Source organism: Paenibacillus sp. S02, from assembly GCF_019454065.1.
In the GTDB taxonomy this organism is placed as follows: Bacteria; Bacillota; Bacilli; order Paenibacillales; family Paenibacillaceae; genus Paenibacillus; species Paenibacillus polymyxa_B.
The window spans coordinates 4,291,654-4,314,381 of record NZ_CP073682.1; the positions used below are offsets into that span (position 1 = coordinate 4,291,654).

The 22,728-nt window shown below is 44.1% G+C and carries 25 protein-coding genes; 8 read left to right on the forward strand and 17 right to left on the reverse strand.

Translation table 11 applies throughout. The features are described from left to right. Positions 1–26: 26 nt before the first annotated feature. From KAI36_RS19060 to KAI36_RS19080, 5 genes are all read right to left on the reverse strand, one after another. Entirely contained in the window at positions 27–1,910 is a 1,884-nt protein-coding gene (locus KAI36_RS19060; RefSeq protein ID WP_220025736.1) for a stalk domain-containing protein, read from the reverse strand. A 167-nt stretch (positions 1,911–2,077) separates the two neighbouring features. Beyond that, positions 2,078–2,260, reverse strand: coding sequence for an antitoxin Xre/MbcA/ParS toxin-binding domain-containing protein (locus KAI36_RS27405; protein ID WP_258382197.1), 183 nt, complete (start codon positions 2,258–2,260; stop codon positions 2,078–2,080). Between the two features lie 116 nt (positions 2,261–2,376). Then, the gene (locus tag KAI36_RS19070) at positions 2,377–2,862 is read right to left on the reverse strand and encodes a methylated-DNA--[protein]-cysteine S-methyltransferase (protein WP_220025737.1); all 486 of its coding nucleotides are present in this window, start codon (positions 2,860–2,862) and stop codon (positions 2,377–2,379) included. Positions 2,863–2,887: 25 nt separating this feature from the next. Then, positions 2,888–3,448: a bifunctional transcriptional activator/DNA repair enzyme AdaA gene (locus tag KAI36_RS19075; protein WP_220025738.1), complete on the reverse strand. Its 561-nt coding sequence runs from the start codon at positions 3,446–3,448 to the stop codon at positions 2,888–2,890. Between the two features lie 37 nt (positions 3,449–3,485). Beyond that, the gene (locus tag KAI36_RS19080) at positions 3,486–4,274 is read right to left on the reverse strand and encodes an isocitrate lyase/PEP mutase family protein (protein WP_220025739.1); all 789 of its coding nucleotides are present in this window, start codon (positions 4,272–4,274) and stop codon (positions 3,486–3,488) included. 320 nt (positions 4,275–4,594) lie between these two features. Between KAI36_RS19080 and KAI36_RS19085 the strand changes: the two genes are divergently transcribed. After that, positions 4,595–5,623 (forward strand): chitosanase, encoded by a 1,029-nt coding sequence (locus KAI36_RS19085; protein ID WP_220025740.1) that lies wholly within the window; start codon positions 4,595–4,597, stop codon positions 5,621–5,623. 228 nt (positions 5,624–5,851) lie between these two features. Here KAI36_RS19085 and KAI36_RS19090 read toward each other — a convergent pair whose 3' ends face one another. Then, positions 5,852–6,178 carry a hypothetical protein gene (locus KAI36_RS19090; protein WP_258382329.1) on the reverse strand — a complete coding sequence of 109 codons (327 nt, stop codon included), beginning with the start codon at positions 6,176–6,178 and terminating at the stop codon, positions 5,852–5,854. Positions 6,179–6,660: 482 nt separating this feature from the next. Here KAI36_RS19090 and KAI36_RS27410 point away from each other — a divergent pair, with 482 nt between their 5' ends. Next, positions 6,661–6,927 (forward strand): hypothetical protein, encoded by a 267-nt coding sequence (locus KAI36_RS27410; protein ID WP_258382198.1) that lies wholly within the window; start codon positions 6,661–6,663, stop codon positions 6,925–6,927. A 28-nt stretch (positions 6,928–6,955) separates the two neighbouring features. Further along, on the forward strand, positions 6,956–7,102 hold the full coding sequence (locus KAI36_RS27415; RefSeq protein ID WP_230486196.1) for a GNAT family N-acetyltransferase: 147 nt from the start codon (positions 6,956–6,958) through the stop codon (positions 7,100–7,102). Positions 7,103–7,202: 100 nt separating this feature from the next. Here the strand turns inward: KAI36_RS27415 and KAI36_RS19100 are convergent, their stop codons facing one another. From KAI36_RS19100 to KAI36_RS19115, 4 genes are all read right to left on the reverse strand, one after another. Further along, positions 7,203–8,375, reverse strand: a complete 1,173-nt coding sequence (locus KAI36_RS19100) for an MFS transporter (protein WP_220025741.1) — start codon at positions 8,373–8,375, stop codon at positions 7,203–7,205. 79 nt (positions 8,376–8,454) lie between these two features. Beyond that, entirely contained in the window at positions 8,455–8,733 is a 279-nt protein-coding gene (locus KAI36_RS19105) for an ArsR/SmtB family transcription factor (protein WP_013311367.1), read from the reverse strand. 222 nt (positions 8,734–8,955) lie between these two features. Further along, positions 8,956–9,693, reverse strand: coding sequence for an SDR family oxidoreductase (locus tag KAI36_RS19110; protein ID WP_028542250.1), 738 nt, complete (start codon positions 9,691–9,693; stop codon positions 8,956–8,958). Between the two features lie 39 nt (positions 9,694–9,732). Next, complete coding sequence (locus KAI36_RS19115) at positions 9,733–10,011, reverse strand: Atu4866 domain-containing protein (RefSeq protein ID WP_220025742.1); 279 nt, start codon at positions 10,009–10,011, stop codon at positions 9,733–9,735. Positions 10,012–10,210: 199 nt separating this feature from the next. On the opposite strand from KAI36_RS19115, the gene KAI36_RS19120 reads away from it, so the two are divergent. After that, on the forward strand, positions 10,211–11,140 hold the full coding sequence (locus KAI36_RS19120) for an AraC family transcriptional regulator (RefSeq protein WP_220028172.1): 930 nt from the start codon (positions 10,211–10,213) through the stop codon (positions 11,138–11,140). 160 nt (positions 11,141–11,300) lie between these two features. Here the strand turns inward: KAI36_RS19120 and KAI36_RS19125 are convergent, their stop codons facing one another. Together KAI36_RS19125 and KAI36_RS19130 are read right to left on the reverse strand one after the other, a co-directional pair. Then, complete coding sequence (locus KAI36_RS19125; protein ID WP_220025743.1) at positions 11,301–11,951, reverse strand: hypothetical protein; 651 nt, start codon at positions 11,949–11,951, stop codon at positions 11,301–11,303. Between the two features lie 65 nt (positions 11,952–12,016). Continuing rightward, entirely contained in the window at positions 12,017–13,054 is a 1,038-nt protein-coding gene (locus KAI36_RS19130; protein WP_220025744.1) for a LacI family DNA-binding transcriptional regulator, read from the reverse strand. Between the two features lie 340 nt (positions 13,055–13,394). Between KAI36_RS19130 and KAI36_RS19135 the strand changes: the two genes are divergently transcribed. Further along, positions 13,395–14,447: a 2,3-butanediol dehydrogenase gene (locus tag KAI36_RS19135; RefSeq protein WP_023989740.1), complete on the forward strand. Its 1,053-nt coding sequence runs from the start codon at positions 13,395–13,397 to the stop codon at positions 14,445–14,447. A gap of 115 nt (positions 14,448–14,562) precedes the next feature. Here the strand turns inward: KAI36_RS19135 and KAI36_RS19140 are convergent, their stop codons facing one another. Next, the gene (locus KAI36_RS19140; RefSeq protein ID WP_220025745.1) at positions 14,563–16,557 is read right to left on the reverse strand and encodes an AraC family transcriptional regulator; all 1,995 of its coding nucleotides are present in this window, start codon (positions 16,555–16,557) and stop codon (positions 14,563–14,565) included. A gap of 180 nt (positions 16,558–16,737) precedes the next feature. Here KAI36_RS19140 and KAI36_RS19145 point away from each other — a divergent pair, with 180 nt between their 5' ends. The 3 genes from KAI36_RS19145 (at position 16,738) to KAI36_RS19155 (ending at position 20,785) form a co-directional block, all read left to right on the forward strand. After that, complete coding sequence (locus KAI36_RS19145; RefSeq protein ID WP_220025746.1) at positions 16,738–18,000, forward strand: VWA domain-containing protein; 1,263 nt, start codon at positions 16,738–16,740, stop codon at positions 17,998–18,000. A gap of 279 nt (positions 18,001–18,279) precedes the next feature. Then, complete coding sequence (locus KAI36_RS19150) at positions 18,280–19,623, forward strand: amino acid permease (protein WP_220025747.1); 1,344 nt, start codon at positions 18,280–18,282, stop codon at positions 19,621–19,623. Positions 19,624–19,630: 7 nt separating this feature from the next. Then, positions 19,631–20,785: a VanZ family protein gene (locus KAI36_RS19155; protein WP_220025748.1), complete on the forward strand. Its 1,155-nt coding sequence runs from the start codon at positions 19,631–19,633 to the stop codon at positions 20,783–20,785. A 134-nt stretch (positions 20,786–20,919) separates the two neighbouring features. Here KAI36_RS19155 and KAI36_RS19160 read toward each other — a convergent pair whose 3' ends face one another. From KAI36_RS19160 to dmpI, 4 genes are all read right to left on the reverse strand, one after another. Continuing rightward, positions 20,920–21,573 (reverse strand): nitroreductase family protein, encoded by a 654-nt coding sequence (locus KAI36_RS19160; protein ID WP_023989745.1) that lies wholly within the window; start codon positions 21,571–21,573, stop codon positions 20,920–20,922. A gap of 255 nt (positions 21,574–21,828) precedes the next feature. Further along, positions 21,829–22,260: a transposase gene (locus KAI36_RS19165; protein WP_258382199.1), complete on the reverse strand. Its 432-nt coding sequence runs from the start codon at positions 22,258–22,260 to the stop codon at positions 21,829–21,831. Positions 22,261–22,329: 69 nt separating this feature from the next. Next, positions 22,330–22,455 (reverse strand): hypothetical protein, encoded by a 126-nt coding sequence (locus KAI36_RS27420; RefSeq protein ID WP_258382200.1) that lies wholly within the window; start codon positions 22,453–22,455, stop codon positions 22,330–22,332. Between the two features lie 64 nt (positions 22,456–22,519). Continuing rightward, complete coding sequence (gene dmpI / locus KAI36_RS19170) at positions 22,520–22,702, reverse strand: 4-oxalocrotonate tautomerase DmpI (RefSeq protein WP_023989746.1); 183 nt, start codon at positions 22,700–22,702, stop codon at positions 22,520–22,522. Between the last annotated feature and the right edge of the window lie 26 nt (positions 22,703–22,728).

Genomic DNA, 22,728 nt, shown 5'->3' on the forward strand with positions numbered 1-22,728 from the left:
ACGGCTTTATTTGGGTTTAGACAAACCTACTTCGCTAAATTCAGCTTGGCATCCTTGATGTCATACAAAGTCCCTTCGTTGGTATCTACAAGCTTTTTCATTTGTTTGTTGGCTAGTCCATTTGCAGGCACGATTGCATTAAAAATAACACCATTTTTCTGTAATTGCTCGTTGATTTCATCTACTGAAAAACGGGCTTTACCCAGAGCTGTATTTTTATCATGAACTGGCGCATCTGTAATGAATATGATTGTTTTGGAATTAGAATTTTTGGGAAATTTACTTATAGCTAACTGAATAGCCTCTAATCCCGATTCCTTCAAATCCCCGCCAGCGGAAGAGCGCAACATATTCAAATTACCTTTTAACTTGTTTTTATCGGTCGTAAACTCCAAAAATTCTAAATCTTTATCTGCTTTCAGATTGATATCCCGAAATGCAACGACAGCAAATTGGGAACCTGCTGGAACGGAATCAACAAAGCCTTTCACCTTCTGTCTCACATAATCCAGCGTCCCTGTCATACTACTCGTAACATCTATGACGAACACAATATCCGTAGATTTGGAGAAGGTGGTGGATATCTTTTTTAGAATCGTTGGATTGGAATGTGATTCGGAAGCATCTTCATTTTCCTCCATTAATTGTTCACTTTCACTGGTTGTCAAAACCTGCGGTGGAGCATGAAAAATCACAACGCTCTGAGCTGCAATATTCCATTTTACCTTCGCACCCAGCGCCTCACTTACAAAGCGAATAGGAACCATTACTTTGCCGTTAATGAGTCTCGGCGCCGCATTGAGACGCACTAATTTACCGTTGATATAGGCATCTCTGGAGCCTACAGTTAACTTAATCGTTGTATTTCCCTTGGTTGCAGTAACGGTCTTGGTAGCTCCATCCCATTTCACTTTCGCCCCAAGCGCCTCAAAAACGGCACGAAATGGCACCAGCATACTTCCGCTAATAGAGGTCGCAGGCTGCTCATATTGTTGCAGTTTCCCGTCTATAAACACCTCAACCTGCTGAGCCTTGTTATTATTTATGGGAACAAATTGGGGTACAGACGCTGCCGAATTTCCTGACTGATCGATCATTTTGATATAAAAGTAGTATCCACCCGTAGATAAATTCAGGTTACTTAATGGGTAGCTAAACGTTGTTTCCGGATCGAACTGAATCCGTTTAATTAATTGAGCATCCGCATTTTTGACCATAACGTATGAAGTGTACGTGGGTTGAATATTTTTCATTTTCAAACGAACCGAAAATGACGTACCTGAAGAGTTAATTGTAAATGTACCCGGAAAACTTTCTCCAGACGGGATAGACAAAGGGATTTCCGGTGACTCATCAACCGATTGGTCCACTTTAGACTCCACGACGGGCTGGGTTACTTGAGGTTCAATTACTTTCGGTTCATCCACAGGTTGAGCAACCTCGGGTTCACTGGGAGTGGGAATCTCTTTTATATTGGTCTCCACCTCAGGCTGCGTTACTTTCGGCTCCTCAGCAAGTGGAGTTACTGTAGATTCATCGACTGACTGCACAGCCCCTTCCATAGTTGTAGCTATAGGAAACTCTATATGATTTTCTGATCCTGGATAAGGTGCTGGTCGTGAATCCGCAATCGTAATTGTAGAGTTGGCATAATCGATCGTAAAGTCACCCGGAGGAATTTCAATATAGTTGCTATACAGACGAATTGGCGTATCAGGCTTAATCGTAAACGGGAGATCGAATTTAAACACTCTGTTTACTCCATTACCATCATCAAGGGTAAGCTTAAGCTTATCTCCATCTCTGAATACTATCGAATTGGCAGCATGAACACTTTCTGTACACAAAGTGAACAACCCTACGAGTATCGTTAAAAACGAAAGTAGGAACATCATTCTTTTGAGCTTCATTCTTATTTCCCCTTTTAAATCTATATTCTTGTCGGTAAATCATAGCATAGGGTTAGATGAAGTTCATGCCATCTGATTACAGTTATGGATATGCGAACTCACTTTTTCCATCATTCGCGCTCTGTTCATCTGTTCAATGTTCATATGTATCTCCTTGGCCCGCTTCTTCAACGTGGCATACGTAATATGGCCGCCTTCAGTGCTTTAGTCCCTTCTTCGCTTTTCAAATAATCCGACGGTGTTTCGTTGCCGAGTGCGGGGACTTCTCGATCCATCCAAGTCAGCAAATACTCCCCCATATCTGGCAGCAGCACGATCTGAATCTCCTTGGGGATTTTACTTTCGGCCACTTTTGCTCTTATAGCCGGATCTACCTGATCATATCGCTCCTGAGATCTGAACCATGTTGGCCCAGCTCTCCGGCTTAAACTCTTTCAAATATATGTCTCTCATCTATGACCCCTCCTTAGGACCTCAGACAACGCTTCTCATGCTGGAGCAACCATTCTTTTCTCCATAGGCCTCCTGCATAGCCCGTTAGTTTCTGATTGGAACCGATAACTCGGTGACATGGAATCACAATGCTCAGCTTATTTTTTCCATTAGCACTGCCTACGGCTCGGATCGCTTTTTCATTTCCAATAGCAAGAGCAATATCTTTATAAGCTGTCGTTTTACCGTACCCCACGGACACCAGAGCATTCCATACTTTTTGCTGAAAATCCGTACCTTCAAAGGCATAAGGAAACGTAAACTCAAAGCGCTCACCTTTAAAATACTCGTCAAGCTGGATAGCGCATTCCGCTAATACTTGGATTGGAACCTCTTCTATAGCCCTCGTTAAGAGCTCATTCCGATTAGAGAACATAATAGAATAGACAGCCTCATTTGTGCCCTGTATCTCTATCTCTCCAATCGGCGATACATACTTCATTACGTATAGTTCGCTCATAAAAGGATACAACCTCCTTCCTTTTCTATTCCTTACTCAACTTTCTATACTCACTAGGAGAACAATGGTTCAAGCTGCGAAACGCCTTATAGAAATGGGAGGGACTTTGGAAGCCCGTCTCATAGCAAATCTCAAGATTCGTAAGATTTGTACTTTTAAGAAGATAGGCTGCCTTATCTACTCTTATTTTTTCCAAATACGTACGCGGGGTTTCGGCGGTTTCCTGTTTAAAGATCCGATCCAAGTAAAAGGAGCTTATTCCGATATGGTCCGCAATATCCTGCAATACAAGTTTTTCCTTGTAATGATTAACCAAGAAGGTTACCACATTCTGCACAAGTCTGATATACGGCGAATGGTCTGTATGGGGCTGGCATCTTTTGCAAGCACGAAAACCCGCCTTTTCCAATTTGTCCAAATCAAAGTAAAACTCCACATTTATTTTTTTCGGCTTTTTGGATCGACAGGAAGGTCGGCAGTATATGCGGGTTGTTTTCACAGCGGTAAAAAACAACCCGTCATACTTACGATCACACGCTATAATTTTCTCCCACATTTCTTCAAAAGAAAGACTAAGGTTAGCCATGATCGAATGCTCTGTCCTTTCTATAGTTCATATTCATCTAGCTCAAGGATTTTGCAAAATCCTCATATAAATGTGATGTATCTTGTAGCTCTATCAACTGTTCTGCATTCTTTTGCAAAGCAACTATTATCTTATCAGAAAATGCATTTCCAAAGCTAAACCGTTTAACTCCTAACTGCTGAAGCTGGTGGACATTCGTCAGACCCGGCAGGGATAAAACATTAAGCGGAGCATGTATATGAAACACAACTTCCCTGATCTCTTCATCACTCTTTAATCCTGGAACAAAAATTCCGCTCGCACCACTATCTACATACGCTTTGGCCCGCTCTATGGTCTCTGAAAGTGGGGCATCCATCTGCAAATATGTATCCGTTCTTGCATTTATAAAAAACGCTTGAAACCCACGCGCATCCAATGCTGTTCTTATTTTGGACAACAGGTTACTGTGCAGGCCCACTCCTCGAAGCCCCTTTTGCGTTTTCAAAGAATCCTCAATATTAATCCCTGCAACTCCCACATCGGCCACCCTTAAAACATGCTCAACAATCGTTGCCGTATCCGCCCCATATCCTGCTTCAATATCTGCCGACACTGGAATCTGAACATGCTCAGCAATCGTCCGAATAATGCTTACATGCTGGTCAAAATCAATAAGCTCTCCATCTGAGAATCCAAGCGTATTGGCAATTCCCCAGCTCGTCGTACCTATCGCCTTAAAGCCTGCCTTCTCCAGAGCCGCCGCAGATAGCATATCCCAGGCGTTCCCTAAAAATAAAAGTTCCTCTGATGTGTGAAGTGCATGAAACTGCTGGATTTTGTTCATAAATATAGCCTCCTGATATGTGATGTAACTCATTTTATCAAGAGGCTATCTTTGTTTCGTCCTCATTCTTGCACTTATGGTCTGTAGGAATCTAGGAACAACTAGGTCCATTTATTCACATACAAAACATAATTTTTAAAAAACGGTTATTTAAGCTCTATTCAATCATATCCTTCTTATCTATACTCTTGCTAAATCAATTCGAGTTAGATGCAAATCTACGCTTTTAGCTTTTAGCTTTTAGCTTTTAGCTTTTAGCTTTTAGCTTTTAGCTTTTAGCTTTTAGCCTTTCACAATTACATTATTATAGGAGGAGTTATATGTATAAAATAAGCAATAAACTCATTTCCAATAAAACAAAGTTCCTTATGATCTTGCTAAGCTTTACTGTAATCGCTTCTTTCTCTAGCTTGTCCGGCCCACCTGCCAAGGCTTTTGCTGAAGAGAATGGAACTCCGGTGCAGAAAACATTCGGTTTAAATGAGGGCTTCGACAACTCAAATGAAGCTAGTATAGAGCCATTATCCCTTACCAGCGAAGAAGCAACTAACCAAGTAGCGGTTACAGCTATTGATCATGATGCTAATTTCTCACCTTCAACACTTCAGTTTCTGAAGGCTAATACAGGACTCGACGGTGAGCAATGGGATAATATTATGAAGCTAGTGAACAAACCAGAGCAAGATTCTTTGAAATGGACTGAATTCTATGGATATGCTGAAGATATCGGCGATAATCGCGGATACACAATTGGTATATTTGGAGCAACAACAGGCGGTTCAAATGATACGGGACCAGATGGTCCGGACTTATTCAAAGCTTTCGATGCTGCTAGTGGAGCTAGTAACCCTTCCATTGCAGGTGGATTAACACGTGCTGGTCTGAAGGGAAAAATGAGTGGTTCGATTCTAAAGCTCAGCGATAGCGATAGTGTAATCAAGAAGAAGATCAACGCCCTCCAAAACAATGAAGCTTGGAGAGAAGCCATGTGGCGTACGTTCTATGACACCTATATCGAGTATAGTGTACAGCAAGCACAGAAACGCGGATTTAATACTGCTCTGACGATTGGATCATTTGTCGACACAGCACTCAATCAAGGCGCTACTGGTGATTCAGGTAGCCTTGAAGGAATCCTCTCACGTTCAGGCAGTAGTACGAATGAGAAGAAGTTCATGACTAGCTTCTATGCTAAGCGTACATTGGTTGTCGATACCAACGATTATAACCAACCTCCCAATGGTAAGAATCGTGTGAAACAATGGAGTTCTCTCTTAGCTTCTGGTGAAACAGATCTTAAGAACGCAGATGCAGCCGTGATCAAAGCAACTAATTGGGAACTGAAGTAAATACAATATACGTCATGAGGAGGGCATATCGTATGTCCTCCTTTATCTATTTTCATGAACATAGAGTTGGCGATGACTGCTGACAACGTCCCATTCTCCCATACAGTTCCTCTCATCATTCGAGTATGTAGGTCGCGTGTACAAATAGAGAGACTGCCCCGGAAGCCCGAAAGTTGCAAGCTCCTGAAACAGTCTTGTAAAATGGTTTATGAAGTCGAAATAAGGCCGTTAGATGATTCGATAGCCAGATGGAAGTCTACCGCTACTGCGGATATTACGGATTTGCTGCAACGTCAGACGTTGATTGGTAGAGATAATAGATTCCACATCATTCCCGCGAATCAGATCATCCAGGTCGGCGATGTTGCGATTGCCTCTAAACACACGGAAGTTACCTCTAAACTGCGTGCCCGTAAAGAGTACAAGTGTAGTATTGCTGCTAGTAGAAAAGAAACGCAGACTTTCGATGCCGTCGAGAATGTTATCGGTATTACGAATGCCTAGGTTTCCTCTGAATACTCTCCTGGAACCCCGAAAATTTTCTTCGTTGTAGATTGTAAGACGTGGATACGTTTAAGATACATGTGCTTTGTTGTCCATGTTGTAATTCCTACTTTCAACTTCATCTTATGCTTCACCATCCGATTGGCGCGGGCCTCGCAGCATCCATCTAAGAATAGTTATGTGATTGAATAGAGCAGATGCAGACTTGAAAAAAGAACATATGTTCTGTATAATCTAGCTTAGCAATTTGGAAAATCCTGAACTAACGGAGATGCGGACATGGACGATAAATTTATTGAGGAACTACGTGAAATTAGCAGAAACGACAAGCGAAGATCCGAATTTCTTATTAAGGGTATGAAGGAAACACTTCAGGAAAGAAAAGAAAAAAACTTTATCGAAAGATGGATTTGGCGACAAAAAAATAAGAAGCTTATAGCGCGGAAGTTTAAATCCTAGTAGATATAACAACTGAATCTTCATAGATTTCTACTTTTTGTTTAGGTCATAACTCATTTTTAGGAGGCAGAGTCATGATTGAGCTACTAGTCCCAAACGACGATATATTAAATCAAAATCAATTTTTGGCTGATGAAGTTCGATACAATTTAGTCCATCGAATTTGTGAGTCAGAAGGGTCAACATGCCTCAAAACGTCCGATAATAATATGATCTTTGCTCAATCACCCGGACATAAGGCTTGGCTATGGATCTCACAACAAATCACAGATAATCATAAATTGACCTATATAGAAGAACTCTTACGTTATTTAAAAGGAACCACCCTATACCCCGCCTAATTTACGAAAGAAAGGTTTTGCCAGCGCAATGGTATCCGAGCTATGTTCCATTTTGGAAAATGAGCATTTAGTACCCATGCTATATGCAGATTTAAAAAATTCGGTTTCCAATCAAGTTTATAAAAATATCGGCTTTGAGGAAGGCGGTAAAATCACTGATATTGCGTTTGAATAAGCCTTCTTACTGCAAGAGAGCATATTATTGCTCATACAAATCAAAGAAGGCCGCAATGTCACCTTCCTCACTGGGCCTCCTCTTCACTTATCTATACACTTTACTCCGTAACACCCACTTGTGTTTGAACTGAGGATCTTCGTGTAAGTAAATACGTAGCCACAATAGCGATACCGACCCCTGCTGCTCCAAACCAGGTGATGGAAGACAGTGAAACCTGACCAACAACTACACCGCCAATTCCGGCTCCGGCTGCCATAGCAAGCTGCATTGTAGACTGATTGAGACTCAGCATCACACCGGAAGATTCAGGCACAAGTGTGACCAGATTATATTGTTGAGTAGGTCCAGTTGTCCAGGCTGCGAACGACCAAAGGATCAATAAAGCAAATACTGCGATCAGGGAATGAGCGGCAAAAGGAAGTAAGAGTAAGGAAATACCGTGCAACACCATACCCCCTAATAATGTAAAGGGTATACCCTTTTTATCCGCACTGTACCCACCAATTTTTGACCCGATTAGACTGGCAATTCCGAAGGCGAGCAATACTGTGCTTAGCATATCCTCTCCTACACCTGATACATTCAGCAAATACGGTGAGATGTAAGTATACGCGAGTGAATAACCTCCTAGCCAAAAGAAGGTAATGCCTAATCCCAAAGCAACTTCAGGCTTTTTCAGAAGAGCAAACTGTTGTAGTAAGGGGACAGGTCGATCTCCTTTCAAGCGGGGAATCGTCATAGCAATAACAATTAGGGCAATAATTCCTGTCAAAGCGATACCGAAAAATACGGTTTTCCAGCCATATGCAGAAGATATCATTCTCCCAAGCGGCACCCCGATAATCAGCGAGGCTGTAAACCCCATAGTAACCGTAGCAATAGAACTGGCCTGCTTGCCGGCTGGGGCAATTTTCGCAGCAATGCTCAGTGCTGTAACCACGACCATCCCTGCCCCGAGGGCCATAAGAATACGTGCGGCGATAAACATTCCAAAACCCGGCAGAACAAAGGAGAGGACATTGGCTACTGCAAATAATCCGAGCGAACTCAAGAGCAGCTTGCGTCTGTCCCATTTAGCGGTTACTGCCATCAGGATCGGCGTGCCAATCGCGTAAGCAAGGGAAAAGACTGTAATCAGCTGACCCGCTGCGGACACCGTAATCCCCATGGTTGTTGCAATCTGATCCAAAACGCCTGAGATAATGTATTCGGATGTGCCTACCAAAAAACTAACAATTGCCAAAATATACACTTTCCACGTGCTCTGCATTTTTAAATAACGCCTCTTTTCTTTTAGTGTTTTTATATTTTTATATTTTTACAAATATCGAAATTAAGACTAAAAAAATTTATGTTATCAGGAACGGGGCATATTTCTGCGCTGCTTCCACATCCAAGCTGTAATAAATAAAGGTTCCCTCTTTACGGTATGTGAGCAGCCCCGACTCTGCCATTTGCTTCAGATGGTGCGATAGCGTTGAAATAGCTACACTGTTCAGCTTCTCGCCCAGCACAGAGCAGCATTGGTCACTTTCCTCTTTTAGCAGAAGTGCTATCTTGAGACGAGTCGGTTCTCCAAGTGCTTTATATATTTTTACAGCCTGCTGCATCTCTGTTGTATCTTTCACCCTGTTCGGCTCCCTTCTGTTCCAGTCTTAATTTCGATGTTTGTCGAAATAAAGTTATCACAAACATTTGTAAAAGTAAACCCGTTTATTATAAAGGTACAGCTATTTTACACTCTGTGGTGTGAATAATGTTCTTTCTCATCCGATAAATAACCCCCCATCCATAAAGGATGGAGGGAAAAATGATCTGAGTAGAGAGGGAGAATCATGGATGCCATGGCGTTAATTCGGGCTTGCCGTGGGTCTGACAATAATTTCATTAACATCTACATCCGCTGGCTGCTCCATGGCATACAGAATGGAACGCGCAATGGCATCAGGCGAAATCGAAATACGACGGTACTCTTTCATTCCTTGCCGGGCCTCTTCATCTGAAATACTGTCAGCAAGCTCAGATTCAGTTACTCCCGGCGATACCAGCGTCACACGAATATCTCCCCCCACCTCCAAACGCAATCCTTCAGAAATCGCCCGAACCGCATACTTCGTTGCGCAATACACCGCTGCAGTCGGGGTTACACTATACGCTCCAATAGAGGCGATATTGATAAACTGACCAAATCCTTGCTTTTTCATAATCGGAAGCCCTGCCGCAATCCCATGCAGAACGCCCCGTATATTTACATCAATCATGCGATCCCATTCCTCTACCTTCAGGGCTTCTAATTTTGAAAGAGGCATCACTCCCGCATTGTTCAAAATTACATCCACACGCCCAAATGTTTTTTCCGCGTACTTAATGAACGCTTCCATCTGGTCCCTCTTAGTCACATCCAGTTGCTGATAATCAGCCGATCCACCTTTAGAACGAATCTCGGATGTCAGAGCCTCTAGTCGCTCTGTCCGTCTGGCCCCTAATATTACATGAGCTCCATGGTGAGCAAGTAAACGGGCAGTAGCTTCACCGATCCCACTACTTGCCCCCGTAATAGCTACGACTTTCCCTTTAATATCCAACATTCTTATTCCTCCTCTAGTTAAAAATATCACTGAAACAGATTACTTTTTTACTTCCCTGTAAAAAACCATCCCTGCATGATACAAAACACCATTTTTGAATACACCATCTGCCGTAAATCCGGTGTCGTCCACATATTCGATATAGTCATCTTCTAAGATATAGCTGCCTGTATAGGCACTTTGTCTCTGACCCCGTGCTTCATCATAACGGCCATTAGGCAAGAGTTCTTGACGGATATTTCCGTCTTCAGTTACCCACATCCCTATATAGGGATGCTGCGAAGCGTGTACACTTTTTTCCGCTTTGTTACTCTCCATGACTCCCACTCCTTTGCACTTCTATTTTTTTCTCAATTGCTCATTAGGTGTTGTATCTGCATCTTATTATGAGAGGAATGTCCATCAGCCCGGTAGAAGAATCAGAGCAAATTATTGCCTAATCCTCCAAAGCCCCTTAATATGTAATAAACTACTGAAAATGAAAACGGGCTACGTTGCAAAGAAGGGATGTGTAATGATGGGGGCAACCAAAATAGAAATTTCTACCATGGAAAAACAAGCCGAGTTGGCAAGGCTTATAGAACGATTTTCAAATCAGGACGGAGTTCTCACTACAGCCATACCTTCGCTTCATTTCGTCCGAAGTTCAAATACAACCGTCCCGATACATCAAGTCCATGAACCTGCTTTATGTATTGTGGCACAAGGCAGAAAAGTCGTGATGCTCGCAGAGGAAAGTTACCATTACGGCACATTCGACTACCTTGTCGTGTCGGTGGATTTGCCGATATCCGGGCAGGTCATCCAAGCGTCAGCAGAAGCTCCTTATTTGTGCCTCCGGCTCAATTTTGATCCGCATCAGGTTTTGGACCTGATCAAGGAATCTGCTTTTCCCACAAGCCCAATGCCTGATTCCAGACGAGGCTTGTATGTAAGCCAAACCAACTCTCTACTGCTGGATGCCGTGGTAAGGCTAGTGCATCTTTTGGAAAACCCGCAGGATGTTCCGGTGCTGGCTCCATTAGTCATTCGTGAGATACTGTATAGGATTTTACAGGGGAATCAGGGGGAATCCTTAAAACAACTGGTCATGACCGGCAGCCATTCCAACCGAATCGCAGAAGTCATAAAGCGGATTAAGCAGGATTATGATAAGCCGTTGCGTATTGAGGAATTGTCCAAACTAGCGAATATGAGTCCTTCGTCACTACATCGTCATTTTAAAGAGGTTACGGCTATGAGCCCAATGCAATATCAAAAACAATTACGTCTACAAGAGTCCCGCCGCCTGTTATTATCCGAATCAGCGGATGCGGCAGATGTCGGTTTTCAGGTAGGTTACGAGAGTCCCTCACAATTCAGCCGCGAATACGCCCGCTTGTTCGGCCTGCCTCCAATTAGTGATATCAAACGCTTGCGCTCGGATCAGGATCACTCGACCACTTGAACCCATTGTTAGATGAACATCTGAAACCAATGGTTCTACTAACATTTATCCCAATCATAAATGCCAGGATGTAAAAAACAGCACAAAACAGCCGCTCCTCCGGTAGAGACGCGGCTGTTCAATATATTCCTCTATAAATGTGGTCATCACTATTTGAGCATCAATACGGATTATCCAGCTTGACGAACAAGGCACGGATGACATCCTTCTCTGCCGTAGTAAGCTTTTGTCCTGCCTGCCATTGTTGAATCTCTTTCTTGACTTCCTTGGGTTCTCTATAGCTGAGAGCATACCCGATGCTTCCTATACCTTGTGTGCGGTTGGTTTTGTCCATATTTGCCAATGCTCGAGTCATCGCAGTTCTGTCTCTTGTAAACAAATCTCCCATAAGACCAGCATAGCTTTCGCTTAATGCTCCATCCAATCCGTCAGAAGCCTGGATCACATTTGCAAAGCTTTCCAATGGAATAAAAGCGCGCTGCCTATACAGATATTCGATAATTTCCAGGCTTTGATGTTCTTTGATTTCGTTTATCTTTCCCCATTGGATTCCTGCTAAATGGTCCGTCATGTGACTTACTTTTGCTTCATCACTAAGGGATGAATCCTTATAAAAGGACAGCACTAGCTCCTCTTTACTTTGCTGGGTGTGCTGCGTATTGGCTGCAGTTTGCTTGGACTCCCCATTGTTTGCACCGGACGGTGCCGCAGTTTCAGCATCCTGTCCCACTGGATGGGGAGTACACCCTATGGTTACAGCCAGCAATAGTGCAGTACAAGCTACAGAAACAAACCCATTACCTTTTAACATGAATCCACTCTCCTGTCTGAACAAACAGTGGTCGTTATAATTGCCCAAAATCCACTCATACCCTACTACGCGTCACGTCCCACCGTAGGCTTACGGATCACAGAGACGCTCGATTCCCTCACGATCAGGCGAGGCTCGAATTGCACACGCTCATAGTCCCCAGGGGTCTGTTCCTGAATCCGCTTGAGCAGCAGCTCCGCAGCCAACCGTGCCACCTCTTCTCCCATGATGGAAACTGAGCTGATCTGAGGGGTCGTTACCATAGCCCACAGATTGTTATCAATACCGACTACAGCAATCTCATCCGGCACTTTTACGCCCAAATCCTTAAATCGATTGACGATCCCTATCGCCACCATATCGTTAACCGCATAAATAGCATCCGGCATATGTTTCAAGCTGTAAAAATAATCGGCTGCGCGCAGCCCTGTCTCAAAGGAGAAATCATCGCCAAAATAAACGAGTGAAGGGTCCACATGCTGGAGAGACTGCTCATAAGCGAAGTATCTTTCCTCGATTTTGTCCTTCGCAGCACCTGCATAGGCAATTCTTGTTCTGCCGATTTTAAGCAAATGCTCCATCACGAGTCTTCCCTCTTGCCGGGCCAGACTGACGATATCCGCTTTGACATCTTCGCCCAGCTTCTTGCCATAGTTAATAATGGACACGGGAACGCTGGCTTTGTTAATCAGATCTACCAACATTTTGGGATACGCCAGCGGCATAATGATGAGCCCGTCGACATGCAGCTTCTTGACCTCACGAACTGTTTCAAGCTCCATTCTGGCATTCCCGGCGGTATTGATTTGCACGACCCGGTAACCATGCTGCTTGGCGGCCTGCTCTACGGACCAAGCGATCTCTGGAATAATCGCGTTACGAATGTCCGGCACGGCTAGCGCGATTTGTCGTGTCTGACGAACTTTTAAGCTCTGAGCCGAGGTGTTGGGCGTAAACCCCATCTCTTCAATCACTTGCAAAATTAAGGCTTTCGTTCTCGGGCTGATGCCCTCACTATCATTAATAGCTCTGGACACAGTCGCTATACCGACTCCTGCCCGCTTGGCTACATCCTCTATGGTTACTTTCTTTTGATCTGTCACGCCCAAAATCCTTTCAAGAACGGAATCGTTTTCTGACTTTCTAAAATAAAGTCTTAATGTTGATATTATACCACAGAATGAGTGTCTAAAAATTGAAGTCGTTTTCTTCTTGTCTTTGCTTCACCTGAAAAATTCACAAAATCTCTTTGTATAAAAGTAACGAGCCAAATATAGCACTGTAGTCACAAGTGATTATATTCACAAAAAAATCAAGTGCTTTTTGTATGAAATTGGTTTGACAATGTGTAAAAATTGTGACATATTATTTTTCGGAAACGTTTCCTAATTCATTCACTTTTATAGAGGCAATGATCATATATTCGTCAAGGAGATGACAGACATGCAAGCATTGAGATGGCATGGAGTAAAAGACTTACGATTGGAAAATATTGAGCAGCCCGCTGCTCTGGCAGGAAAAGTAAAAATCAAAGTAGAATGGTGTGGCATTTGCGGAAGTGATCTTCACGAATATGTAGCAGGACCGATCTTTATTCCCCAAGATGCTCAGCATCCATTGACTGGCGAAAAAGCGCCGATCGTAATGGGACATGAATTCTCTGGACAAGTCGTCGAAATCGGTGAAGGTGTAACCAAGATTCAGGTTGGCGACCGTGTAGTTGTAGAACCCGTTTTTGCATGTGGAGAATGTGATGCATGTAAACAAGGCAAATATAATCTTTGCGATAAAATGGGCTTCCTCGGTCTGGCAGGCGGCGGCGGTGGATTTTCTGAATATGTCGCAGCTGACGAGCACATGGTTCACAAAATTCCAGAAAGCGTATCTTTCGAGCAAGGCGCATTGGTAGAGCCTTCGGCCGTTGCTTTGTATGCTGTCCGTCAAAGCCAACTGAAAGTCGGCGACAAAGCTGTAGTATTTGGCGCTGGTCCTATCGGATTGCTGGTTATTGAAGCGTTGAAAGCTTCGGGCGCATCTGAGATTTATGCAGTAGAGCTTTCCGAGGAACGCAAAGCTAAAGCTGAAGAGCTGGGTGCTATTGTGCTTGATCCTAAGACTTATGATGTGGTGGAAGAACTGCACAAACGGACTAACGGCGGTGTAGATGTAGCCTATGAAGTCACTGGAGTACCTCCTGTACTGACTCAAGCTATTGAATCTACTAAAATTAGCGGACAAATCATGATCGTCAGCATTTTTGAAAAAGAAGCTCCGATCAAGCCTAACAATATCGTTATGAAGGAACGCAATCTGACTGGTATTATCGGCTACCGTGATGTATTCCCAGCTGTCATCAGCCTGATGGAAAAAGGTTATTTCCCTGCCGACAAGTTGGTTACCAAACGTATTAAGCTCGAAGAAGTGATTGAGCAAGGTTTTGAAGGACTACTGAAAGAGAAAAATCAGGTTAAAATCCTGGTATCTCCGCAAGCCTAATTTAGAAAATAAACCAGATGTCTGCTCTGTGCAGACATCTTTTTATAAAAAAACGCTCTCCTTCCTGCGACATGCTGTCGTCAAGATGAGTAGCGTTTTTTGATTACCATTTGGATTACTTCGTTACATTTTTCAGAACATCGTCAATCATTTGACTGTTTGCAATTGTACCTGTGTACAACCAGCTTGAATCCTTACCAAAATCGTATACGTGGCCTTCTTTAACGGCTGGAATTCCCGCCCATACAGGATCTTTTACAATATCTTCTTTACTCACGTTTTTGCTGTTCACGATAAAGATATAATCCGCATCCAACTCGGCCAGCTTCTCCAGCGATAAATTACTCCAGTTCGCCTTAGCCGTTTTGGAAATCTCCTGTACGACTTGTGGAATCTTGAATCCCAAATCCTTATACAATACATCACCGCTGGATAGATTCTGGTTTACGACATACACATTTTTATCCGTTACCCATAATGCCGCCGCAGTTTTTTGTCCCACCGTCTGGCTCAGCTTGGCCTTAGCCTCTGCTGCTTTTTTGTCGTAGTTGCTCAATGCCTGCTTCGCTTCATTGCTCTTATTCAGCACCTCACCCACGGTCAGCAGCTCTTCACGCCAATCATTGTTCATATTACTGCCTACCACGTAGGTTGGAGCAATTTTAGAGTATTGATTATATTTGTCGCCTTCCACCATGCTCGCACTGTCCATAATGATTAAATCAGGCTTGAAGTTCAGAACCGCCTCAAACGGAAGATCTGAAGCAATGGTAGGAACGTCCTTCAGTTCTTTTTGCAGGTAACCTTGAACTGAATTTTTGCCTACCGACCATTGGGCTACGGGTTTAACACCTAGGGCCACTAGATGATCCTCCAGATAAGAAGCGATCACACGCTGAGGCTGAGCCGGAATCTTCACCTCATGCCCAAGTGCATCCTTCAGCACCCTTTCCTGTGATGTTGGTTCCGCTGATGTATTATTGTTCCCTTGGGAAGCGCCATCGGTTGCCGCAGGACTGGATGTGCCTGAGCACGCGCTGAGCAGCAGGGTAAAACTAAGCAATAAAATAAATGCCATGGAATGCTTTGCGTTTCTATTCATTCGTAAAATCCCTTCATCATGATTTTGATAATGATTATTATCCTCAATAACAGTATGCAGGGCGCCACTTATCGAATCAATGGAACATTCGGACATGCTTAATGGATTATCCAGACTTATATCTCTCACATAAGCAGATGAATATAGGCTGTCCCGGTAATGAACCGGGGATACCCCCGTATATTTTTTGAATGCCCGGCTAAAGAAATAGACATCCGGGTACCCCACACTGACAGCGATATCCTGCAAAGTAGCATCCGTCTTCCGCAAAAGCTCCTTCGCCTTGTCCATTCGCAGTTGAATCAAGTACATAATCGGGCTACAATCCGTTTGTTTTTTAAATAACCGAGTCAGATGTCTCGGACTGCATTCCAATAATACGGCCAAACGTTCCAGCGTTACGGACTCCGCGTAATGATCCTGCATAAATCGAATCGCCTGTGTCACGATATCCCGCGCAGAAGTTCGAGCCTTCGGTTCCTGCAATTGCCGCATACATTCATATGCAAAATCATAGAACCGACCCTGAGCCTGAATCTTGGATAGCGCCTCATGATCCTGCCATGCGTACTCCAGTAGTTGCAGCTTTTGGTACAGTATAACCGGATAAGGCGGTACAAAACCATGAGCTATCGAAGGATGATTATACATCGTGTGTCCCGATAGAGAAGTCGCTTTATATAGTACAAGGATATATTCTATCCCGTATTGCGAGGGTTTCATATTCAGTTCAAAGCCTTTGCTGCCATGCAGTACGTACCCTGAATGTGGCGTATCCTTCCAATCACCATCCAAACGCACGCTACCCTGCAATACAAATACAAAAGCCTGCGCAGGAAGACGATACGGTTGAAGCAACTCTTCCAGCTCCAGTCGAATATGCCGGACATCCATGACACGGATCGACGAATGAAGCCATAGGGACAGCAGTTTGTTTAACTCATCAGCTTCATGTCCCTTGCTCATCCCGGTATGGGAACCTGCCTGCTTTTGTCGATCCTGCTTCACGTATCAAAGCCTCCGCTTCATAAATATCATACTTTTTTTCAAAACCAACCTTATTATATATCATCTTTTACTGCGTCTACCATGAGACAAATATTCCTGCACGAAACAAGGTGAATATACCATTTCCATGGTACAATTTGTATAAATACAAGATTTAAAATACATAGGGGGTTTGACAGCATGAGCGGTCCCAACATTGCATTGAGTACAGGAGCTAATGCACCATTCGGTAAGGAAGATACGGTGCGGGTCACCATTACATGGAAGCATGCACCTGCCGAACTGGATGTTAGCTGTTTTATGGTAGGAGCAGACGGAAAGGTTTCCTCTGATGACTATTTCATTTTTTACAATCAACCCGCTGACCCGCACGGCCATGTACGGTTACAGCGTCCAAATGACAGAACCACTGAGTTTACTGTAGCGCTCCAGGAACTGGAACGAACCGGAGTGGAAAAATGTGTGTTTGCGGCCACACTGGACGGCCCGGGTACTTTTGCCGATGTGGTCGGCTGCTCACTTACTGCTCAAGGCAAGCAATCCCATATCACCTACAGCATCACCGAAGCTACCAAAGAAACGTCACTCGTATTCGCTGAAATATACCGCCATACGTCTGGCTTCAAGCTTCGCGCAGTTGGGCGTGGTTTCAATGGAGGACTAAAGCCGCTCGCCGAAGCTCATGGTGTCACCGTAGAGGAAACGGAATCGCCAGCAGCACCGTCAGCGGATAAAGCCCGCGTGAAGGAGCCTTCTCCTGTGAATGGAAGAATTAATCTGCTTAAAGAGAAGGTACAAATTTCACTCCAAAAGAAGCAGATAGACCGGGAAAAAGCACGAGTAGCGGTTGTATTAGACGCTTCTGCTTCCATGGCGAAACTGTACTCTAAGGGAACCGTGCAAAAAGCCTTCGAACGTGTTCTGGCTGTATCGGCCTGCATGGATGACGATGGTGAAATGGATGTATGGTTTTTTGCGGACAAAGCCAAACGTGCTCCAAGCGTCACAGAGAGGGATTTCGAGAATTACGTAAAACGAAATTTCCCGGAAATCGGATACGGAAATATTGGATTTGGTAACAATGAGCCTGAAGTGATAGAGGATATTATTTTAAAATATACAAAAGAGGCACCCAATGAAACAATCCCGACCTACATTATCTTTTTCAGTGACGGTGGCGTATATGAAACGAAAAAAATATCAAAATTGCTGATCAAGTGCTCGAAAACTCCGATTTTCTGGCAATTTGTTGGTCTTGGTAATGCTGATTTTGGAGTCCTTCAAAAGTTGGATAATCTGCGTGGTCGCGTAGTGGATAATGCAGATTTCTTTGCCTTGGATGACATTGAGTCCGTGACAGACGCAGAATTGTACGACCGTCTGCTGAATGAGTTTCCTGGTTGGCTCAAGCAAGTACGGGCTAAAGGAATATTGCGGAGCTAATCCTTCACCGCAATGCGATACTCCTACATGATCACTTAAATATCCGCCGAGCAGAACAATAAAGGCAGAATGACCGCAGATAGAGCAATCATCAGCGCCAGCATTCTGCCTCTGTTTTCCTCGGTTTACTTCAGTTTGTCCTCTAGCGATTTCAATCTCCCTACCAGATCCTATTTATTTCATTTCCTAATTGGATATTTTCATGTAGTATAAGTCTAATTGAAGTAACCCTGTTTGGGCCATGCTGAAGCTATACACTATATGAAGGAGGATTTCATTTTGAAATCAAATGAAGCAACTTTGCACAAAAAGCTGCTCCCACGGCACATTACCTTTATGGCTATGGGTGGAGTTATCGGAACGGGAATTTTTAAAGGAAGTACCGAAACGATTAGCTTGGCGGGACCTGGAGTTATTTTATCCTATGTCTTCGCAGGACTCTTGCTCTTAGTCGTTATGGGCGCAATTGCCGAGATGGCTACCGTCTACCCCAACATGAATATGAAGGATTTTATTCGCAAAGCTTTTGGAGAACGACTGTCCTTTATTATCGGCTGGTTGTATTGCTTCATGTGGCTGGCCGTCTGTATCATTGAGGTCATTGCTGCGGGGAGCTTCCTGCAATATTGGTTGCCAGATGTTCCTCTATGGGTACTCAGCTTAGTGAGTGCGGCTTTCATTATTGTCGTCAACATGCTGAGTGTCGGCGGTTTTGGGGAGCTGGAATTTTGGCTTGCGGGTATTAAGATTGCCATGATTATTATCTTCATCGCCTTGGGTGGCTGTATACTGTCCGGGATTATTCCCACTGAAACTCCACCTTATCTAAGCAACTACGCGCAGCACGGCGGATTTCTACCTAATGGCTGGTTGGCTATCTTTTCAGCGCTGCTGGTCGTTACCTTTTCATACGGAGGGTCCGAGCTGATTGGACTGACGTTGACGGAGACAGAAAATCCGGAAAAGGTACTGCCTAGAGTGGTTAAAAGCTTTATTCTTCGCGTTGTTTTGTTCTATACGTTGCCCATTCTCATCATTTGTGGCTTGATTCCCTGGAACCAACTGGATGCGAATACCAGCCCGTTTGTACAGGTACTGTCTTCTGTAGGGCTTCAAGGCTCGGCTCATGTTATGAACTTTATTCTGATCACTGCCGTACTGTCTGCCGCCAATTCGGGGATTTACGGAGCTACACGTATGCTGCATTCGCTGGCTACCAATGGAGAAGGTCCCAAATCACTCGCTCGCTTATCTTCAAACGGGGTTCCGGTAAATAGTCTCAAATTGTGCGCTGTAGTCCTGATTGTCGGTTCCATGGTTGCTTATGTCGCTCAGGACGGGCTGTTCCGTATTTTGATGGCTGTACCTGGCTTCGTCGTGCTGCTCGTCTGGAGCTGCATTTGTCTGTCCCAATTGAAATTGCGCAAATCTTATCCAGTGGAGCCTACTTTCAAGATATGGGGATTCCCTTATGTAACGGCGGTTACAGTGGGATGTCTATGGGTCATTGCGTTCCTATTCTTGCTTGACCCGCAAAATCGCATTAGCATTAGCGTGTGCGTGGCTTTCATGGCATTTCTGGTCATCTGGTCTTTGGTGAAGTTCCGGAGAAAGCAGGCGTAAGTAGCACATGATTCAATCTTACCTGTTTCCTGTTTCGTATGCCTTTCTTGCGTTTCCTTTTGCTGCGTTATTGTTCACACTGCCTTTCCTAATCGTGCAATATCGAAGGCATGGCTATATTCACAAGGCTAGAGCATGGCTGCTTTACTTGATGCTTTTATACTTAATGAACGCCTTCTTTCTGGTCATACTCCCGCTTCCAGCATCGCGTCATAATGCTGCATTAGCCGGGGGAGCGTTGCAGTTGATGCCCTTGCAGTTCGTTCATGACATTATAAGAGAAACATCCGTCTCACCCGCTCATCCCTCCAGCTATGTTCATTTGCTGAAGGAGCGCGCTTTTCTGCAGGTCGTTTTTAACGTTGTGATGACCGTGCCTTTCGGTATGTTCTTACGTTATTATTTCCGTGCACGATGGGGATGGTGTCTGATTCTGTCCTTTATCCTCTCCCTCTTCTTTGAGGTGACGCAGCTGACAGGACTATATGGATTTTTTGACCATGCCTATCGCGTGTTCGATGTTGACGATCTAATGGCTAATACATTAGGCGGTATGCTAGGCTTTCTATTAGGCGAATGGTTTTCACGCTTCCTGCCCCGCTTAGAACATCTGGACAAGCATGTGGACATGGCAACGAAGCGAGTGTCCTATACCCGACGGGGCGTAGCCTTTTTCGTGGATTCTATCATATGGACCGGGCTACTCGGCATCATGGAGTCTCTGCATGTGCCTGCTGCTTTCTGGGTTTCCAGTGGGGTATACTTTATGGTGGTTCCTTACCTAACGAATGGACGAACTCCAGGGAAATGGCTGGTGCGTATTCATCTTACAGGGACAGGACAACGGATTTCCCTATGGGAGCTCATAAAGCGTTACAGTCTCTTGCACTGGGTGTATTTGGGACTTAATTACGTACTGGGTGGACCCGTGCTGTGGTCTCAAGTCTCTCCATGGGTAAGTGTTCTGATCAGCCTTTTGTTGTTAGTGGTCAACGGATGGTTCTTTTTCCATCTGGTCATACATCTATTCAAGAAAGCCCCGTTATTTTATGAGGAGCTTAGCCATACTTCACACCAAATTATATGGCCCAAGCACTATCATCATCCTCAAAATGACACCGCTGACCCGGCAGAAACATCGGGAGCGAATACCTTGAAATGATAACTGAAAGACTGAGAACGTGATAAGCACCCGCGATCTACGTTGCATCTAAGCAAACATAAAAACAGGCGAAGCAAAGGGATTTCCTTTGTCCGCCTGTTTTTATGTTGCGTATAGATGTTAGTTCGTTTCCCTTATTTCCACTGTGCGATTTGATCAATAGGCAAACGTGTGGAAGGATGACCATCGTTGATTCCTTTACCCATGGAAATGAGCATAACAGGGACATAACGATCTTTTTCCAGACCAAAGGCTTCAGCAATTTGATCCTTTTCAAAACCGCCAATAGCATTAGTATCATAACCGTGAGCGCGTGCTACCAGCATAAGCTGCATGGATACCAAACCACCGTCAATCAGGACCGTTTCTTTGTTCACAACTGGATCAAGCGCTGCAAAATGAGCTGCCACTTTTTCCTGTTGCATTTCTTTAATGTCTTTTGGCATATAGCCCAGTTCTACAGCTTCTCCGAAAATTTGTTCGAAATTATCAAAGTTGTTCAAATCTCCAAACACAGCGATCACTGCCGAAGATGTTTCTACTTGACGTTGGTTGAAACGAGCCAATGGTGCCAGTGTAGCTTTACCTTCAGGGCTGTCAATGACGAGGAAACGCCAAGGTTGCAGGTTAATGGAAGATGGTGCGCGTGTAGCTTCCGTCAAAATCTCTGTCATTTCCTCGCGGCTGATCTTCACGGACGGATCGTATACTTTTACAGAACGGCGTCCCAGGGCGATTTCTTTAAAATCATTCGTTTTTACAGTACTGGATGTATTCGTATTATTCATTCCAATCTCTCCCACTATAAATTAATATTTTCTCATGTTTTCTCACTCGTTCTTCGGTTTTCAGCCATTGACATATCGAGCACTGGAGAAGTCATGTAAGGATGTCATTATTTTCCGGAAGAGCCGGTGGCTGGATTAGAGGTTGAGACATTTTTCCCAATCTATGGATCGACTTCTATGATCGCACCTTGGATATCCACTCTTCCTTTGTCTCTGCTAATTCCTGTCCGATGAGAAACATGAATCCGGTTTTTCTTAAGCTGTCTTCTGTAACTGGGCCTCACGTACTGGCCCTAAAACGTCGTTTGCATCGTACCGAACTTGCTTGGTGCCGAGCGTGTGAAGAACGCGAATCAGCTTCCCGCACAACGCTACAATCAATTGCTTTTTCTTCAGTGGATTCTGGCTTCGTTTGGTAAAGTATTGGTGCAGTGCCTTAAACTCCGCATTCTTCGCCACCATGAGCATCACGGCCCGAAACAGTAGCGCTCTTAGCCTTGCGCGTCCTCGTTTGATTATACTGGATTTTCCTTTTTTCTTCCCCGAGCTGTCTGGCGAACATGTCGTACTGTTCCAGAAGTGTTTTAAATCTATTTTTGCTGCTGGAAGTCCTTCGGTCAGATCGATGGAACTTCTCGCCGTTTCCACCAGTTGCTGGGCTCGTTTCGTCCCTACGGCTCGCTTCACGTCTTTCTTCCAGCGCTGGACGATGGCTTCTGCACCTAATTCTACGATCTCACCTGGCGTTGGAAACTCCTACAAGGTAATGCGCGAAGCTTTCCCTTCCCAGTCTTTAAATACCTGCGTGTACTCTGGAAAAAAGCGATCCTGCCAGTTCTGTACCCGTGCATACAGGAGGCGCTTCTTTTGTTCAAATCTCAAATTAATTCATTACAGAAATGGCTCCTTACCTTAAAAATGAATGAACCCACTTCATCTTCTGACATTAGCGATCAGATAATAATTTTCCTCCCAAACCAATGTTTTCTTTTTCGCTTTCCTTAATCAAAACAATAAAAGCCGACTCGGGTACATTCATTATGGTTGAAGCTGATGTGGTAAGTTCAGTGACCAACGATCTTTTTTGTTCTTTATTTAATTTGCCTGCTTCAATAGTAATTACTGGCATGTAAATTCCTCCTTGTTTCCCCTATG

What these genes read in the sequence shown, in the direction of transcription:
- KAI36_RS19060 (WP_220025736.1), bottom strand. Translation starts at nt 1,910, where the DNA reads ATGAAGCTCAAAAGAATGATGTTCCTACTTTCGTTTTTAACGATACTC.
- KAI36_RS19070 (WP_220025737.1), bottom strand. Translation starts at nt 2,862, where the DNA reads ATGAGCGAACTATACGTAATGAAGTATGTATCGCCGATTGGAGAGATA.
- KAI36_RS19075 (WP_220025738.1), bottom strand. Translation starts at nt 3,448, where the DNA reads ATGGCTAACCTTAGTCTTTCTTTTGAAGAAATGTGGGAGAAAATTATA.
- KAI36_RS19080 (WP_220025739.1), bottom strand. Translation starts at nt 4,274, where the DNA reads ATGAACAAAATCCAGCAGTTTCATGCACTTCACACATCAGAGGAACTT.
- KAI36_RS19085 (WP_220025740.1), top strand. Translation starts at nt 4,595, where the DNA reads ATGTATAAAATAAGCAATAAACTCATTTCCAATAAAACAAAGTTCCTT.
- KAI36_RS27410 (WP_258382198.1), top strand. Translation starts at nt 6,661, where the DNA reads ATGATTGAGCTACTAGTCCCAAACGACGATATATTAAATCAAAATCAA.
- KAI36_RS27415 (WP_230486196.1), top strand. Translation starts at nt 6,956, where the DNA reads ATGGTATCCGAGCTATGTTCCATTTTGGAAAATGAGCATTTAGTACCC.
- KAI36_RS19100 (WP_220025741.1), bottom strand. Translation starts at nt 8,375, where the DNA reads ATGCAGAGCACGTGGAAAGTGTATATTTTGGCAATTGTTAGTTTTTTG.
- KAI36_RS19110 (WP_028542250.1), bottom strand. Translation starts at nt 9,693, where the DNA reads ATGTTGGATATTAAAGGGAAAGTCGTAGCTATTACGGGGGCAAGTAGT.
- KAI36_RS19115 (WP_220025742.1), bottom strand. Translation starts at nt 10,011, where the DNA reads ATGGAGAGTAACAAAGCGGAAAAAAGTGTACACGCTTCGCAGCATCCC.
- KAI36_RS19120 (WP_220028172.1), top strand. Translation starts at nt 10,211, where the DNA reads ATGGGGGCAACCAAAATAGAAATTTCTACCATGGAAAAACAAGCCGAG.
- KAI36_RS19125 (WP_220025743.1), bottom strand. Translation starts at nt 11,951, where the DNA reads ATGTTAAAAGGTAATGGGTTTGTTTCTGTAGCTTGTACTGCACTATTG.
- KAI36_RS19135 (WP_023989740.1), top strand. Translation starts at nt 13,395, where the DNA reads ATGCAAGCATTGAGATGGCATGGAGTAAAAGACTTACGATTGGAAAAT.
- KAI36_RS19145 (WP_220025746.1), top strand. Translation starts at nt 16,738, where the DNA reads ATGAGCGGTCCCAACATTGCATTGAGTACAGGAGCTAATGCACCATTC.
- KAI36_RS19155 (WP_220025748.1), top strand. Translation starts at nt 19,631, where the DNA reads ATGATTCAATCTTACCTGTTTCCTGTTTCGTATGCCTTTCTTGCGTTT.
- KAI36_RS19160 (WP_023989745.1), bottom strand. Translation starts at nt 21,573, where the DNA reads ATGAATAATACGAATACATCCAGTACTGTAAAAACGAATGATTTTAAA.
- dmpI (WP_023989746.1), bottom strand. Translation starts at nt 22,702, where the DNA reads ATGCCAGTAATTACTATTGAAGCAGGCAAATTAAATAAAGAACAAAAA.